Source organism: Chryseobacterium sp. sg2396 (genome assembly GCF_042610505.1).
In the GTDB taxonomy this organism is placed as follows: domain Bacteria; phylum Bacteroidota; class Bacteroidia; order Flavobacteriales; family Weeksellaceae; genus Chryseobacterium.
Map to the genome: position 1 here is coordinate 25,531 of NZ_JBHGAQ010000010.1, position 15,267 is coordinate 40,797.

Sequence of the window (15,267 nt, forward strand, 5' to 3'; positions counted from 1 at the left end):
ATATATTTGCAATAAATAAAAATTAATAACCATGAAAATTATTGGAAAAAATTCGCTTTCACACGTTTTGAGTTATCTGATGCTTGTACTGTTCGTTCTATTTGCTGTTCAATGTGTTTATGAAATAATAGGCTTTGCTATTTTAGCATACAATTTCAAAACAGGAAATACTATTCTTTCAGACTTTTTTATTACAGGGACAGATGTGGGCTGGGCGAAAAATCAATGGACCCGTACGATGGATGATCTGATGAAGTTTAAAATCTTTGTTCCTTTTACCCGGCAAAATCTATTGACTGGAATATTCAATACCTTAAGCATTTTAAATTACATTTCCAATGCCGTTTTCGTAGCTTTGTTTTTTTACGCGGGTTACCGGTTTTTACGGGAAATAAGCAGAGAACAGGTTTTTAATGCCAAAGCCTTGCGTTGGCTTAAGAGATTCGGATGGATCAATATCCTGTATGCGGTTATTACGATGGCTATTATCCCATTCACTGTAAAAACCATGTTGTCTCCTAATTATAACGTAATGCTCTTCTTGTTTTTCGGAGCACTGGTATTGTTCATCGTGGAATTTTTCAAGAAAGGACTGGAACTTCAGGAACAAGTGGATTTAACGATTTAATTATGCCGATCATTATCAACGTAGACGTAATGCTTGCCAGGCGCAAAATGCAGTCGCAGGAACTTGCCGAAAAAATCGGGATCACCCAGGCCAACCTTTCCATTTTAAAAACCGGAAAAGCAAAAGCCGTGAAACTTTCTACTCTGGAAGCCATCTGTAAAGCCCTGGATTGCCAGCCGGGAGACATTCTTGAATATGTGAAAAATTAAGAATTTTTATGAAAATAATTCAAAATAATTTGTTAAAATACCACATTGAAATAATAAAATCCCATAAATCAAAGGTTTGATCTTATCAAACATCTGTGAGATAGCCTACTTTTGCCCCAGAAACTAATAATCGTGAAGAAGCAGTTAATCTTCTTTTATTTTGCGGGTGTACATGCTTATGCTCAGCACACAACCACAACACACAAATCATCCGGGGCCTTTAGAGGTTCCGGAATTTTTAATATTGCAATTTTACGCGTATAGTTTTAGAAAAAACCTTCAAAAATATTATCTTTGCCAACGGAAAATTCAAAAGTTCTGTAATGAACTTTAGACCTTCAACTTTAAACCAATAATTTATGTTTCGATCGCACACCAACGGAGAATTGTCTCTTAAGAATCTGAATGAAGAAGTAACCCTTTCAGGATGGGTACAGACCATCCGGGATAAAGGATTTATGATTTGGATCGATCTCCGGGATCGTTACGGAATTACGCAGCTGGTTTTCGACCAGGATCGTTCTACGGCAGAACTAATGGAAAATGCAAAAAAACTAGGTCGTGAATTTGTCATTCAGGTGACCGGAAAGGTGATTGAAAGGGTAAGTAAAAACCCGAATATCCCGACCGGGGAAATTGAAATTTTAGTAGAAAAACTGACGGTTCTCAACGAATCCCAGCTTCCGCCTTTCACCATTGAGGATGAAACGGATGGCGGCGAAGAACTGAGAATGAAATACCGTTACCTGGATATCCGTAGAAATCCTGTAAAAGATAAGCTGATCTTCCGTCACAACATGGCGCAGAAAGTAAGAAATTATCTTTCGGATAACGGATTTATTGAGGTGGAAACTCCGGTTTTAATTAAATCCACTCCAGAAGGGGCAAGGGATTTCGTTGTTCCAAGCCGAATGAACCCGGGGCAGTTCTACGCATTGCCGCAGTCTCCGCAGACCTTCAAGCAATTGCTGATGGTGGGCGGAATGGATAAATATTTCCAGATCGTGAAATGTTTCCGTGATGAGGATTTACGGGCCGACAGACAGCCGGAATTCACCCAGATCGACTGTGAAATGGCTTTCGTGGAGCAGGAAGATGTGATGAATGTCTTTGAAGGAATGACCAAGACTCTATTGAAAGATATTACCGGACAGGAATTCGGAGATTTCCCAAGAATGACGTTTGCCGATGCGATGCAGAAATACGGGAATGACAAGCCAGACATCCGTTTCGGAATGGAATTCGTGAAACTGAATGACCTGGTACAAAGAAAAGATTTTAAAATATTCGATGAAGCGGAATTGGTTGTCGGAATCAACGTAGAAGGTTGCGCCGATTATACGAGAAAGCAGATCGACGAACTGGTAGATTGGGTAAAAAGACCACAGATCGGTGCTTCCGGAATGGTTTGGGTTAAATTCCAGAACGACGGCGTGAAGACTTCTTCCGTTAATAAATTCTACAGTGAAGAAGATTTAACCAGAATCATCGAAAAATTCGGGGCTAAAGAAGGCGACCTGATGCTGATCCTTTCCGGAAACGAGCACAAGGTAAGAACCCAGCTTTCAGCTTTAAGAATGGAGCTTGGAAACCGGTTAGGTTTGAGAAAAGGAAACGAATTCGCCCCGCTTTGGGTAGTGGACTTCCCGTTATTGGAATTTGATGAAGAAAGCGGCCGTTACCACGCGATGCACCACCCTTTCACCTCTCCGAAACCGGAAGATATCCATTTGCTGGAAACCGATCCGGGGAAAGCAAGAGCCAACGCCTATGATATGGTGCTAAACGGAAACGAAATAGGCGGAGGTTCCATCAGGATTTTCGATAAAGACCTTCAGTCCAAAATGTTCGACCTGCTAGGTTTCAGCAAAGAAGAAGCGGAAGCCCAGTTCGGATTTCTGATGAATGCTTTCAAATACGGCGCTCCGCCTCACGGTGGACTGGCCTTCGGTTTTGACCGTCTGGTAGCCATCCTCGACGGAAATGAAGTGATCCGGGATTATATCGCTTTCCCTAAAAACAATTCGGGACGGGACGTGATGATCGACGCACCGGCGTCCATTGCCAACGAACAGCTGGATGAACTTTATTTAAATATTGCTTTTGAAAAATTAAAAAGAATTGATTAAAATAATAAATTAGAGCGGGGAATTTTTCTCCGCTTTTTTAATCTTATTTAACCATGGATAAAGAAATACTTATTTACAATACTCCAAATTCAGGAGAAATTTTAACTAAGATTCATCATCATAGTTTTAAAAATGTCTGGAAAAAAAATCTTAAAAAAAATAACCAGAACTTAGTTTGGGCGATTATTTTTATCATAGCAGGCCTTATTGCTGTTTTTTCTGAAAATCACACTTTTACCGGTTTTTTCTTTGGATTTTCACTAGCTTGCCTAACATCATATTTTAGTTATAAGTCCCAATACAACGAATATAAAAAAAATTTTGAACGTCAATTAAATAAAGAAATTATTAATCTTAACAAAAACTCCAAAGATGTAATTTGGGAATTTGCACCGGAATATTTCAGATTTAGGAATTATAAATATGATTTCAGATTTCTTTGGGAAGGAGTAACATATTTTATTTTAGATACTAATTTTCTTTATATCAAGGTACTTCCTGAACTTTGTTTCATTTTAGACAAAGAAAATATTGATGAAATTAATTTCAATAAAACAATTGAATATCTTAAAACCAAAGCTCAAATCGAAAAGCCTTAATAAATACCACATCTTTTAAACATTCGCCTCACGGCACAGACATTGTACGCTTTAAACAAAATAAAGTACAATGAAAGCAATCTGGAACGGCGCCATTGGCTTTGGACTGGTCAATATCCCTGTAAAAATATATTCCGCTACCGAGACGACCAAACTGGATCTGGACATGCTCGATAAGTCCGATTTCTCAAATATCCGATTTAAAAGGGTGAATGAAAACACCGGCAAAGAGGTGAAGTGGGAAAATATTGTAAAAGGCTATCTCATGGACGACAAATACATCATTCTTGATGAAGAAGATTACGAGGCTGCAAGTCCTGAAAAGTCCAAGATCCTTTCGATCGACCAGTTTGTAAAGGAAGATGAAGTGGATTCGGTTTATTTTGAAAATCCTTATTATCTCGAACCGCAGAAAAACGGTGAAAATGCCTATCGACTTCTTCTGAAAGCACTGGCTAAAACTGAAATGGTAGGCGTAGGAACCTTCGTTCTGCGAGAAAGTGAGGCTATCGGAATGATCCGTCCCTATAACGATGAAGTATTGGTTTTAAACCGGCTGAGATTTGCCCAGGAAATCAGGGATTACAGTGACCTGAAAATCCCGGCTAAAAAACCGCCGAAGCCGGCCGAACTGAAAATGGCCGTCAGCCTGATCGAACAGCTTTCACAGGAATTCGATCCTGAAATGTATAAAGATACCTATTCCGAATCTTTAATGAAGATCATCAACCAGAAAGCGAAAGGTAAAACCATAAAAGCCAAAAAAGCGGAGCCTGCTCAAGAAGGTAAAGTGATCGATCTAATGGCTCAATTAAAAGCCAGTTTACAGAATCCCAAATCCAAAAATGCATCCTGATGGCACTTAAAGATTACAATTCAAAGCGAAAGTTCGATGAGACCAGCGAACCGGAAGGCAAGACGAAAAAGAGCAAAGACAAGCTTATTTTTGTGATCCAAAGGCATGCCGCATCCCGGCTGCATTATGATTTCCGCCTGGAAATGGATGGCGTGCTGAAAAGCTGGGCCGTACCGAAAGGACCTTCACTCAATCCGAAAGACAAACGGCTTGCCATGATGGTGGAGGATCACCCGTATGATTATAAAGATTTTGAAGGGAATATTCCGGAAGGCAACTACGGAGCCGGACAGGTGGAAATCTGGGACAGCGGCACTTATGAACCTTTGGATAACCATTCCAATTTATCCGACGAAAAAGAATTGCTAAAAGGATTAAAAGCAGGATCTCTGAAATTTATTCTTCACGGAAAAAAACTAAATGGAGAATTCGCTTTGGTAAAAATGAAAAATACCGAAGAGAACTCCTGGTTACTCATCAAACATAAAGATGATTTTGCAGAAGAGGATTATGATTCGGAAGACCATATTTCCAAAAGTTCTGAAGTAACGAAATTTTTAGAGGAAAAAAAAAGCCCAAAAAGCGGCAAAAAAGCACATTAGCTACTGAACCGAAACCTGATTTCCAGCACTTCAATTCTTTGGCCGGCGAAAAAAAGATTGAAAACTATATTAAGCCGATGCTCGCTAAACTTACTGATGAAGCGTTTGATGATCCAAATTGGATTTTCGAAATAAAATGGGATGGCTACCGCGCTGTCGCCGACCTCAGCAAAGAAGAGCCCCTCTTCTACTCCCGCAACGGCATCTCTTTTTTATCTAAGTTTGAAAAAGTATCGCGTGATTTTAAGAATCAGGTTCACAATATGATCCTAGATGGCGAAATTGTGGTTTATGATGAAAACGGACGGCCTAATTTTCAGCTTTTACAACAGATTGGGGAGAATCCGGATTTAGCTTTAACCTATCAGATTTTTGATATTTTGTGGCTGAACGGTCATTCTACGAAAGAACTGCCGCTTATCCAGCGAAAAGAGTTGTTGAAAGAAGCTTTGGTGGAAACGGAAGTTATCAAATACTGCGACCATATCCCGGAAAAAGGCATCGACTTTTTCAGCCAGATGCGGAAAATGAAGCTGGAAGGCATGATCGCCAAAAAGGCAAACAGCCCCTATACTGAAAATCATCGTACTAATGACTGGCTGAAGATCAAATTCAACAATACCGAAGAAGCGATCATCTGTGGGTTTACGGAACCACGCGGATCACGTGAAGGTTTCGGAGCCCTGATTTTAGGGAAATATGTGGACGCAAAGCTGATCTACTGCGGCCATACCGGAACCGGATTCAACCGTGAACGGATCCATGAAATCCTGGAAAGACTGGAGAAAATCAAAACCAAGACATCACCTTTCGAGAAAGCCCCGAAAACCAATATGCCCGTTACCTGGACAAAACCTGAAATTGTCTGTGAAATTAAATATTCCGAAATTACCAAAGACGGCATTTTCCGGCATCCCGTTTTTATGGCCATCCGTGAAGACAAAGAATCCGAAGAAATGAAACGCCCTGCCAGAGAATTAAAAGAGGCTTCAAACATCATCAATATGAAAACCACCGCCCCGAAAAATACAAAACCTTCTGAAAACGAAAAAGAAATTACCTTAAACCGCCATAAAGTAAAACTGACCAACCAGGATAAGATCTATTTTCCAAAGGATGGCATCACCAAAGGTGAAGTGATTGAATATTACCAGTCGGTTGCCGATTATATCCTGCCACATCTTAAAAACCGTCCGCTTTCTTTAAACCGTTTTCCTAATGGAATTGAAGAGCAGAATTTTTACCAGAAAGAGGCCGGGGACAACATCCCCGACTGGATCAAAACCACGCAGGTGTATTCCGAATCCAACGATAAGGACATCGATTATATTTACTGTAACGACAAGGCTACTTTGGCTTATTTGAATAATCTGGGCTGTATCGACATGAATCCGTGGAACGCTTCCCTCCCCGATCTGGAACATCCTGATTTCCTGGTTCTGGATCTTGATCCTTCCAAAAAAAATACGTTTGATGACGTAATTGAAACCGCTTTACAGGTAAATGAAGTCCTGAAAACCGTTAAGATCGAGGGCTACTGCAAAACCTCGGGCAGTACCGGAATTCATATCTATATTCCGATGGGCGGGAAATACGATTTCGACCAGGTGAAAGATTTCGCCCATATCCTGATGAAGCAGGTTCACGATCAGCTTTCTAAAATCACTACGCTGGAAAGAAGCCTGCAGAAACGGGATGACAAAAAGATCTACCTCGATTATTTGCAGAACCGGAGCGGACAGACATTAGCCAGCGCCTACAGCATCCGTCCGAAAGAAGGAGCTTCTGTTTCCATGCCTCTGGAATGGAAGGAACTGAAAAAAGGCTTAAAACCAACAGACTTCAATATTCATAATGCACTGGAAAGAATTGAGGCAAAAGGGGATTTATTCAAACCGGTCTTAGGTAAGGGAATTGATATGATGAAAGCTTTGGAGCTGTTAGGAGATACAGAATAAAATTAATCATCAAGATTATCGATAATTTTCAGGCAATGATCAATGCTGTTTTCATCTTTGAGATGATTAATCAGCAGATACAGATTGTTAACGATATCGTCAAGAGGCAGGATTAAACTATTTTTAAAAAATTTTCTTTGCATCAGATGTAATTCCAGATTGTCATATAAACATTCCAAATATTCTACCCTTTCAATTTTAGAAAAGCACTCGCAGAAAACGTAAGAAGATTCATATCTGCCTTTCAAATCATAATCTGTAAAATCTAAAAATCTGGCTATGAAATAAAGATAAGGATTTTCACACTGCAATACTTCTCTCACAAAATCATCCTGCTGTTTCGGTGTAAAGGAATTCAGGATATTCTGTAAAAAAGGGCAAAAGTCATATTCGAAATTCTCTGAAGTACCATGAATATCGATCTCGTCAATATAATTCTTTACCTGTAAAAGTTCATCTTTCATCATTGAATTTATGGCAGTTTCGCCACCAGGCTTTCCGGCAGCAGTTTCAGAATCAAATAAATGAGTTTCCATTTAAAATTCGGAACGATGGTGAAAGAATTTCCGGCATTGACAATGAATTTGGCGACATAATCCGGCTCCATGATTAGGGATTCATTTAGTTGAAGCCCTTCGTTGATTTTGGTGCGGATGTAGCCGATGACCAAAGCATTCACTTTAATATTTCTTGAAGCAAGCTCCTGTCTTAATCCGGCAAGATAAGTGGTAAATGCTGCCTTTGTACTTCCGTAAACGAAATTGCTTTTCCGGCCGCGAACCCCGGAAAGCGAAGACAATCCGATAATTCTTTCTAAATTCTCATTGTTTTCATCCGTAGCTATGATATTCAGAATGGAAACTGCGCCCATGTAATTCACCATCATCATCTGTCGGGTGTCCTGGAAATCTTTTAAAGCCTTTTCATTATCCACTAAAAACCCTGCTGCGTAGATTACAATATGAGGTTTTACGGGAAGTTGATCATAAAATTCCTGATGAGAATCAAAATCTACAGCATCAAAAGATAAAATACTGACTTTTGAACCTAAATTGTTTACTGATACAAATTCTTCCAGAGAAGCTGTATTCCTGGAAGCAGCGATCACTGAAAAGCCTTTTTCAAAATATAGTTTAATAGATTGCTTGGCCACATCGGAATTGGCACCAAGAATGAGAACGGTCTTGTTTGTGTTTTGATTCATAATGGCAAAGATATTTGTTTAAACACTAACCTCACGAATGTTTCTCATTAATAAATGCACTTAGATTATAAAGAAGATGTATCTCTGAGCACTGCTATGGAATGCCTGTAAAAGTTTCGGCGGGGTAAGCAAAGCTTACCCCGCCGAAACGGATATCTTAAAACGGGAAATTATTTTTTCTCGAGGTCGATTTCTTTTTTCTCCGCTTCTTTTTTCTCTGCCGCTTTTTCAGCAGTTTTTGCCTTATCTCCGAAACGGTTTTCCGTAAATTCTCTGGAAACGGCAGCTTTCTCAAATTTCAGTTTACCTGATAACGTTTCGATCACAAAACCGTCATCCTGAACCTGCGCGATTCTTCCGTGAAGACCGGAAGTAAGCACTACCCTGGTTCCTACTTTAAGGCTTTCCTGAAAGTTTTTTTCCTGTTTCTGCTTCTTCATCTGCGGTCTGATCATCAGGAAATAAAATCCGACAAACATTACTCCCATCATGATCAGCATCATAGAATTTCCTCCCTGGGCAGGAGCCTGTAAAAATATTGATAGTAGATTCATGATCTTTATGGTTGAATATTCGCAGTGAACGTTAATTTAATAGGCATTTTTTCCACATTGGCAAATACATCGGCAAACTTACTCACATTTCCGTCGAAGTTGGTAGAATCGAAATGTAATGTGATTTTTCCCTTTTTACCAGGCATAATCGGTTCTTTTGTAAAATCAGGTACCGTACATCCGCATCCCGGTTTTACCTCAGAAATAACCAACGGATTGCTACCCGTATTGGTAACTTCATAAACATGCTGAACCTTATCTCCTTTTTTAATTTTTCCGAAATCGAAATTACTTTCGGAAAGAGCTATTGTTGTCAGCGGCTGTTTGGAAGCAGGGTTAGCAGCAGCAGTCTGTTCTGAAACCGGAGCTGTAGCAGCTGAATCTCCCATAGGAGCAGGGGTTGTAACAGCACTGGAATCTGCTGGTGCAACCGCTGTTTCCGTTGCCGCAGTTTCTTTATTTTCCTTTTTGCAGGAAACCGTTCCAAATGCTATTACAGACAAAGCGATGATTGATAATGTCTTTTTCATATTTCAATATTTATATTCTATTTAAATCTTTACAATATTTATCGAGAATACCGTTAACGAAAATATTAGAACGGTCCGTGGCAAATATTTTTGCAATTTCGATATATTCGTTGATAATAACTCTTGAAGGGGTAAAAGGAAAATTGTCCAGCTCCGCGATGGCCGTTGATAAAATTACTTTATCCATTAAAGAAACCCTCTCCAGATCCCAGTTTTCAAGTCTTTCTTCCAGTTTCTTTTCGTTGTTTTCCCAGCTGTCCAAAGTATTTCTCAGTAATTTAACGGCGAAAGTCTTATCTTCATCGTCTTTAATCATTTTAATTAAAGTACGGCTTTCTTCATCTTCTTTCAGGAAACCGATGGTTTTCTGTACCATGGAATTCGCTATGTGGATATCGTCATACCATGAAAGTTCCTTGTCTCCGAGATAATCGTGGAAGTCGTCATTTTCAGCGATATATCTTAAGAATAATTTTCCGATAAATTTCTGGTCATCTTCAAAAGAATAGCCGTCCTCCTTCATAAAATCCTGGTAACGCTTGCCTGCCGTAATCCTCTGGAATGTTTTCACCAGAAGGTCATCATGCAGGTCCCACTTCAATTGCTTGTGCTGCCCTGTGAAAAATAACCTTTCCGGGTTTTCCTCCAATTTAATTAAAACCTGATTGTTGATGAATTTTTGGTTAGGATTAATATCGGCATCGGTTTTCAGATATTTGTTTTTACCGATTTCGATCTGGTTTTCGGCCAGTTCTTTCAGGGAAACCAGGAAATTCAGTTCATAGATATAGAGATGATAGATTTTCTCTATTCCGGCGAACATGTTTTTCTCTAACACATCAAACTTCACAGGATTCTGGTAATAAGAATACACAGTCTGTACTACTTTTTCACGGATTTGTCGTCTTCCTAACATTCAAAGAGCTTTTTATGGGTGCAAAGATACAAAATTTAAAATTTATGAAATTCGAAGTCGGATACATTTTCGTAATTTTGTAAAACTTTATGAAAGCGCTAAAAACATTAAACCCGTACTTCTTTAAACACAAACTCCTGTTGTTTTGGGGAGTATTATTCATCATCGCCAGCAACTTTTTCAACATTTATAAAGTGCAGTTCGTGGGAAAATCTGTGGACGAGCTTACAAAAAACGGAAACCTTGGCTTCAACCGTCAGGTTTTGATCTATGTTGCCATTATTGTCGGCTGTTCACTGCTCACCGGCTTTTTCACTTTTATGATGCGTCAGACGATTATCGTAGCCTCAAGAAGAATCGAATATGAACTGAAAAACAGAATTTACCGGCATTATCAGGATTTATCGTTAACCGATTATAAACAAACTACCATCGGAGATTTAATGAACCGATTGAGTGAAGATGTTGTAGCGGTACGGATGTATCTTGGGCCGGGTGTTATGTATGTAGCCAACCTTATCGTCCTGGTCGTCATCACTGCGATCTATATGCTCAAAACGAATATTTCGATGACGCTCTGGACCCTGCTGCCGCTTCCGGTTCTATCGTTTGCCATCTATAAAGTAAGCTCGATCATCAATAAAAAGTCGAAGATCATGCAAAAAAGCCAGTCGGGGATTTCCACTTTTGTACAGGACAGCTTTTCCGGGATCCGGGTGGTGAAGTTCTTCGCCAAGGAAAATTACATTAAGAAAAATTATGGAGCGAAAGTTACCGATTATCAGGACAAAGCTCTGGATTTAGCAAAAACAGAAGCATATTTCTTTACGATTATTTTATTTGTGATCGGTCTGCTGAATGTAGCCATTATCTGGGTCGGCGGCCAGAAATACATTGCCGGAGAGCTTAGCATCGGTAAAATTGCCGACTTTTTCATGTACATTAACACCCTGATTTTCCCTTTCTCCATGGTAGGTTGGGTGACTTCCGTGAACCAGCGGGCTGAGGCTTCCATGCAAAGGATTAATGAATTTATGGATAAAAAATCAGAGATTGTCAACACCAATTTTGAAAAATACGGCATCAAAGGAGACATCGAGTTCAGGAATGTTTCTTATATCTATCCGAATACCGGAATTAAGGCACTTGATAATTTAAGCTTTACACTGAAAGCCGGGGAATCTATGGCGATTATGGGAAAAACCGGAAGCGGAAAGTCTACCATTGCCCTGCTCTTATGCCGCCTGATTGATCCTACGGAAGGGCAAATCTTAATCGACGGTAAAAATCTTAAAGAGCATAATCTGGAAAATTACAGGAACTATATCGGCTATATTCCACAGGAAAGTTATCTCTTCTCCGATTCCATAGAAAACAATATTGGTTTTGCCATCGACCATCCTTCCCATGAAAAGGTGGTTGAATATGCCAGAATAGCCGATGTGGACAAAAACATCGTGGGATTCAAGGAACAGTACAAGACGATGGTTGGGGAACGCGGCGTCATGCTTTCGGGAGGCCAGAAGCAGAGAATATGTATCACTAGGGCATTGATTAAGGACCCGAATATTATCATTTTCGATGACTCCCTTTCCGCACTCGATACGGAAACGGAACAGAATATTCTTGAAAATATCGACCGCAAAATCCGCAATGCTACCTCTATAATCATCACGCACAGAGAGTCTAGCGCACAGCGGGCCGATAAAATCCTTAACTTAACCGAAATTAACAATTCCATAACCGCATAGCTTATTCATTCACAAATGTTAAATAAATCATAAAAAAAATTTTGTGATTAAAAGAAAACTTTTATATTTGTTCCTAACAAGATTAAAAAATATCTAACAATGAGTGAATACAAGGAACGCCATGAAAATGAAATTTTCACAAAGGTGTTAAAAGCAGGGAGAAGAACTTATTTCTTTGATGTGCGCGAGACGAAAGCAGGAGATTATTATCTTACGATTACCGAAAGCAAAAAGAATTTCGGAGAGAATGGAGAAGCTACATTTGAGAAACACAAAATTTATCTTTACAAAGAAGATTTTAAAAGTTTTCAGGAGATGTTTAATGAATCCACAGATTTCATCATTAACGAGAAGGGTGAGGATGTAATATCGGAAAAGCATGATAAAGACTTCAAAAGCAGATCATACACGATCGATTCTGACGACGAAGTTTAAAAAAGAATAATTCTAAAAACACAAGCATCTGGAAAAAGATGCTTTTTTTGTGCCTGAAAAAGATTATCAGAAAAGCACTCTTATAAAATATATTTTTATGTAATTATAGTATTCAGATTAGCCAAATTTTTTGGTTGATCCCTTTTTAGATCAACCAAACTTTTTGCTTAGTTCCCAACTTTTGTGCTTGATCCGTTTAATCTTGAATTTATATAAAATAAAAAAGTACACTTTTGAAAAGTGTACTTTAGTTTGGGTGAATGATGGGTCTCGAACCCACGACCTTCGGAACCACAATCCGACGCTCTAACCAACTGAGCTACAATCACCGTTTTGTGAGTGCAAATATAGGAAAGATTTTTTAATTACCAAATAATTCCGTCAAAATTTTTCAATGCAATCAGCTTCTCAGACGTAAATCCCTCAGCATAAGTCACTCCCGAAAGCCTCCCTAGATCCTGAGCCCGGTACGTCAGGCTTTCGAAAAAGTCTTTTGAAGTAATTGGAGTCTGAGGTTCTTTTGAAGCCGGGTCATAAAACTGTGTTTTAAAGGCCATACAGGCAGCAATTTTTTTATCCAGATGGTCTGAAATATCAATAACGAACTCAGGCTCGATATTTTTCCACTGGATGTAATGAAAAATATGCTTCGGCCTCCAGACCTCCTGACTTTCTCCCTCCAAAACCGTTTCAATTTTTCTCAGGCCTGCTAAAAAGCACGCATCCGACACTAATTTCGCTCCTTTTGCATGATCCGGATGTCTATCATCAATTGCATTTGCCAAGACGATTTCCGGCCTGTATTTGCGGACCATTTTTACGATCCTCATCTGATAGTCCTCGGAATTTTCAAGAAAGCCATCTTTCATTCCAAGATTTTCTCTTGCCGCAACTCCTAAAATTCTGACTGAGTCTGCCGCTTCCGCTTTCCGGGTCTCTTCATTTCCCCGTGTTCCGAGTTCTCCTTTTGTAAGGTCAACGATGACACAGGTTTTTCCTTCTGAAACCATTTTGGCAAGTGTTCCGCCACACCCCAGTTCCACGTCGTCAGGATGCGCCCCAAAAGCAAGTATATCTGTTTTCATATTTTCAAAGATAAGATTTAAAATAAAAACTTCCCAAACCTTAGGATGGGAAGCTGATGATCTATAATTTAGAATTTAAATTATTTATTAATTTCTGCGTTCAGTTTTACCGCGTCCTGATACGTAGGATCTAATTGAACTGATTTCGCTACGTATTCTTTTGCTTTTGCAGGATCAGAATCTTTATTCATATACGCCACTGCGAAGTAAGCATATGCCAATGTCTGCTTGTTAGCTTCCTGATCAGCCGGCTTAACGGTACTGATGAATTTTTCGTAAGCCATTTTAGCTGCATCATTGTTTCCTGCCTGCTGGTAAGAATATCCTAAGCTGTAATAACCAGGTGCCCAATCAGGTAAAAGGGCATTCATCTTCTGCCATGTAAGGATCGCTCCGTTCCAGTTTTTAGCATCCTGATAAGCCGTTGCCAGTTTGAAAAGGGAATCCGAATCCTGAGCATTGGCAGCAACTTTCTGTTTCAATCCTTCAATCGTCGGGTTGGTAGGACCCGCATCTACATCAGCCTGAGAAGCTCCTCCTCCTGCAATTTTCACTAACTCCAAATCCCACTTTAAGGTTTCATCTTTAGCTGCTTTTGCAATAGCTATTTTTTGCTGTGCCTCTGACATCAAAGCAGTTTTCTTAGATGCATCAGTCTCAGTTTTTGCTAATCCTGCTGCGATAAGTCCCTGAAGTCCCTGATCTGCAGGCTGTACTCTTGACTTTTCAGCCTGAGAGATAAAACTGTCTAAATTTTGTTTAGCTTCTGCATATTTGCCATCAGCGTATAATTGATAAGCTCTGAGCTTAAATTTGATCGGATCATTGATTTTGTCGAAAATTTTATCCAATACCTGCTTAGAATTCGCGTAATCTTCATTGGTAAAATAAAGTTTGGCAATCTCCAACTGCGTATAAGGATCTTCGTCAGCATATTTCGTATAATTGATCAAATCCTGAGTCGCTTTAGCATTTTGCTGGTATCTGATATCATACGCAGCCAATGCTTTGTAAGCCGGTGCATAAGAAGGATCTGTTGCAATTGCCTTGTCGATACTGGTTTTAGCCTGTTGCCACTGTTGCGCAGCCATCCATAGCGTTCCGATTCTCGTATATACAGAAGCTTTATTTTTTGCCAGAGGCAATGCTTTGTCATAAGCTGTCATCGCATCTCCCGGCATTCTTTTGATACGGTAAGCATCTCCTAAAGTATAGTAGTAGTAAGCAGGAACTCCTTTTTTCTCTGCTCGCTCGATTGCTTTATTCAGGAACTGAATGGCAAGGTCCGGAGAGTTATTCTTTTCAAATAATGTCAATGCTTCAGCTGCTCTGAACAGTACTTCAGCGTCTTTCTCTCTTGAATCGGATACTATCTTCTGAATTTCAGCGACTGCATTTTTATCCCCTTTTCCAAGCTTCACGGTAGCAAGACCAATTTTATTCAGATAGCTTCTACTGTCGGCTGCAAGACCTTTATTAAAATTTTCTGTAGCAGCGGTAAAGTCAGGCTCTCCCTGTTTCAAGTATGTATTTCCCAAATAGAAATAATTTTCAGCAGTAGGTGCTGAAGCAATCATGTTCGTAAAATTAGTTTTTGCCTGAGCGTATTTATCGCTGTCTACGCTGTTAATACCATCCTGTACGGTCTGCGCATAAGCAAAATTGGTAAAAAATACCACAGCGGCTCCCAAAGCAATCTTCTTTACATTCATATTCATTATATCTTTCATTTTATAATTCAATCTAAATTCCGATTTATATTTACACAATTTCCAGACCAAAATACTATATTTATTTTGGTTAAAGGATTA

Annotated in this window: 16 protein-coding genes and 1 tRNA gene; 9 read left to right on the forward strand and 8 right to left on the reverse strand. The window is 39.4% G+C overall.

Going from position 1 to position 15,267, the window contains the following annotated elements:
* The first annotated feature begins 31 nt into the window (after positions 1–31).
* The 7 genes from ACED20_RS11695 (at position 32) to ligD (ending at position 6,981) form a co-directional block, all read left to right on the forward strand.
* On the forward strand, positions 32–628 hold the full coding sequence (locus ACED20_RS11695) for a DUF2975 domain-containing protein (protein WP_378104703.1): 597 nt from the start codon (positions 32–34) through the stop codon (positions 626–628).
* A 2-nt stretch (positions 629–630) separates the two neighbouring features.
* Complete coding sequence (locus tag ACED20_RS11700) at positions 631–837, forward strand: helix-turn-helix transcriptional regulator (RefSeq protein ID WP_294202265.1); 207 nt, start codon at positions 631–633, stop codon at positions 835–837.
* 359 nt (positions 838–1,196) lie between these two features.
* Entirely contained in the window at positions 1,197–2,966 is a 1,770-nt protein-coding gene (aspS, locus tag ACED20_RS11705; protein ID WP_378104706.1) for an aspartate--tRNA ligase, read from the forward strand.
* 53 nt (positions 2,967–3,019) lie between these two features.
* Positions 3,020–3,565 (forward strand): hypothetical protein, encoded by a 546-nt coding sequence (locus tag ACED20_RS11710; RefSeq protein ID WP_294236334.1) that lies wholly within the window; start codon positions 3,020–3,022, stop codon positions 3,563–3,565.
* Positions 3,566–3,635: 70 nt separating this feature from the next.
* Positions 3,636–4,421: a Ku protein gene (locus ACED20_RS11715; protein WP_294236336.1), complete on the forward strand. Its 786-nt coding sequence runs from the start codon at positions 3,636–3,638 to the stop codon at positions 4,419–4,421.
* A complete protein-coding gene (locus ACED20_RS11720) occupies positions 4,421–5,023 on the forward strand; it encodes a DNA polymerase ligase N-terminal domain-containing protein (protein ID WP_294236338.1) in 603 nt (200 codons plus the stop codon). The genes ACED20_RS11715 and ACED20_RS11720 overlap by 1 nt, the downstream gene beginning before the upstream one ends.
* A 77-nt stretch (positions 5,024–5,100) precedes the next feature.
* Entirely contained in the window at positions 5,101–6,981 is a 1,881-nt protein-coding gene (gene ligD, locus ACED20_RS11725) for a DNA ligase D (protein WP_378104712.1), read from the forward strand.
* A gap of 2 nt (positions 6,982–6,983) precedes the next feature.
* On the opposite strand, the gene ACED20_RS11730 is transcribed toward ligD, so the two are convergent.
* From ACED20_RS11730 to ACED20_RS11750, 5 genes are all read right to left on the reverse strand, one after another.
* Positions 6,984–7,517: a hypothetical protein gene (locus ACED20_RS11730; protein WP_378104852.1), complete on the reverse strand. Its 534-nt coding sequence runs from the start codon at positions 7,515–7,517 to the stop codon at positions 6,984–6,986.
* Complete coding sequence (locus ACED20_RS11735) at positions 7,454–8,185, reverse strand: SDR family NAD(P)-dependent oxidoreductase (RefSeq protein WP_294236343.1); 732 nt, start codon at positions 8,183–8,185, stop codon at positions 7,454–7,456. Before ACED20_RS11735 ends, ACED20_RS11730 begins: the two co-directional genes overlap by 64 nt.
* A 170-nt stretch (positions 8,186–8,355) precedes the next feature.
* Positions 8,356–8,739, reverse strand: a complete 384-nt coding sequence (gene yajC, locus ACED20_RS11740; RefSeq protein ID WP_294202253.1) for a preprotein translocase subunit YajC — start codon at positions 8,737–8,739, stop codon at positions 8,356–8,358.
* A gap of 5 nt (positions 8,740–8,744) precedes the next feature.
* Complete coding sequence (locus tag ACED20_RS11745) at positions 8,745–9,269, reverse strand: DUF1573 domain-containing protein (protein WP_294222607.1); 525 nt, start codon at positions 9,267–9,269, stop codon at positions 8,745–8,747.
* Between the two features lie 10 nt (positions 9,270–9,279).
* The gene (locus ACED20_RS11750; protein WP_294202249.1) at positions 9,280–10,185 is read right to left on the reverse strand and encodes a transcription antitermination factor NusB; all 906 of its coding nucleotides are present in this window, start codon (positions 10,183–10,185) and stop codon (positions 9,280–9,282) included.
* An 89-nt stretch (positions 10,186–10,274) separates the two neighbouring features.
* On the opposite strand from ACED20_RS11750, the gene ACED20_RS11755 reads away from it, so the two are divergent.
* Positions 10,275–11,936, forward strand: a complete 1,662-nt coding sequence (locus ACED20_RS11755; RefSeq protein ID WP_378104717.1) for an ABC transporter ATP-binding protein — start codon at positions 10,275–10,277, stop codon at positions 11,934–11,936.
* 99 nt (positions 11,937–12,035) lie between these two features.
* Positions 12,036–12,371: a DUF3276 family protein gene (locus ACED20_RS11760; protein ID WP_002976288.1), complete on the forward strand. Its 336-nt coding sequence runs from the start codon at positions 12,036–12,038 to the stop codon at positions 12,369–12,371.
* A gap of 254 nt (positions 12,372–12,625) precedes the next feature.
* On the opposite strand, the gene ACED20_RS11765 is transcribed toward ACED20_RS11760, so the two are convergent.
* The 3 genes from ACED20_RS11765 to ACED20_RS11775 form a co-directional block, all read right to left on the reverse strand.
* Positions 12,626–12,701: transfer RNA gene (locus ACED20_RS11765), tRNA-His, on the reverse strand.
* Between the two features lie 35 nt (positions 12,702–12,736).
* Complete coding sequence (bshB1, locus tag ACED20_RS11770) at positions 12,737–13,456, reverse strand: bacillithiol biosynthesis deacetylase BshB1 (RefSeq protein ID WP_294220471.1); 720 nt, start codon at positions 13,454–13,456, stop codon at positions 12,737–12,739.
* An 80-nt stretch (positions 13,457–13,536) separates the two neighbouring features.
* Entirely contained in the window at positions 13,537–15,186 is a 1,650-nt protein-coding gene (locus ACED20_RS11775; RefSeq protein ID WP_378104722.1) for a tetratricopeptide repeat protein, read from the reverse strand.
* Between the last annotated feature and the right edge of the window lie 81 nt (positions 15,187–15,267).

Bases quoted from the DNA above. Each gene is read 5' to 3' on its own strand.
- ACED20_RS11695 (WP_378104703.1), top strand. From the start codon at position 32: ATGAAAATTATTGGAAAAAATTCGCTTTCACACGTTTTGAGTTATCTG.
- ACED20_RS11700 (WP_294202265.1), top strand. From the start codon at position 631: ATGCCGATCATTATCAACGTAGACGTAATGCTTGCCAGGCGCAAAATG.
- aspS (WP_378104706.1), top strand. From the start codon at position 1,197: ATGTTTCGATCGCACACCAACGGAGAATTGTCTCTTAAGAATCTGAAT.
- ACED20_RS11710 (WP_294236334.1), top strand. From the start codon at position 3,020: ATGGATAAAGAAATACTTATTTACAATACTCCAAATTCAGGAGAAATT.
- ACED20_RS11715 (WP_294236336.1), top strand. From the start codon at position 3,636: ATGAAAGCAATCTGGAACGGCGCCATTGGCTTTGGACTGGTCAATATC.
- ACED20_RS11720 (WP_294236338.1), top strand. From the start codon at position 4,421: ATGGCACTTAAAGATTACAATTCAAAGCGAAAGTTCGATGAGACCAGC.
- ligD (WP_378104712.1), top strand. From the start codon at position 5,101: ATGCTCGCTAAACTTACTGATGAAGCGTTTGATGATCCAAATTGGATT.
- ACED20_RS11730 (WP_378104852.1), bottom strand. From the start codon at position 7,517: ATGGAAACTCATTTATTTGATTCTGAAACTGCTGCCGGAAAGCCTGGT.
- ACED20_RS11735 (WP_294236343.1), bottom strand. From the start codon at position 8,185: ATGAATCAAAACACAAACAAGACCGTTCTCATTCTTGGTGCCAATTCC.
- yajC (WP_294202253.1), bottom strand. From the start codon at position 8,739: ATGAATCTACTATCAATATTTTTACAGGCTCCTGCCCAGGGAGGAAAT.
- ACED20_RS11745 (WP_294222607.1), bottom strand. From the start codon at position 9,269: ATGAAAAAGACATTATCAATCATCGCTTTGTCTGTAATAGCATTTGGA.
- ACED20_RS11750 (WP_294202249.1), bottom strand. From the start codon at position 10,185: ATGTTAGGAAGACGACAAATCCGTGAAAAAGTAGTACAGACTGTGTAT.
- ACED20_RS11755 (WP_378104717.1), top strand. From the start codon at position 10,275: ATGAAAGCGCTAAAAACATTAAACCCGTACTTCTTTAAACACAAACTC.
- ACED20_RS11760 (WP_002976288.1), top strand. From the start codon at position 12,036: ATGAGTGAATACAAGGAACGCCATGAAAATGAAATTTTCACAAAGGTG.
- bshB1 (WP_294220471.1), bottom strand. From the start codon at position 13,456: ATGAAAACAGATATACTTGCTTTTGGGGCGCATCCTGACGACGTGGAA.
- ACED20_RS11775 (WP_378104722.1), bottom strand. From the start codon at position 15,186: ATGAAAGATATAATGAATATGAATGTAAAGAAGATTGCTTTGGGAGCC.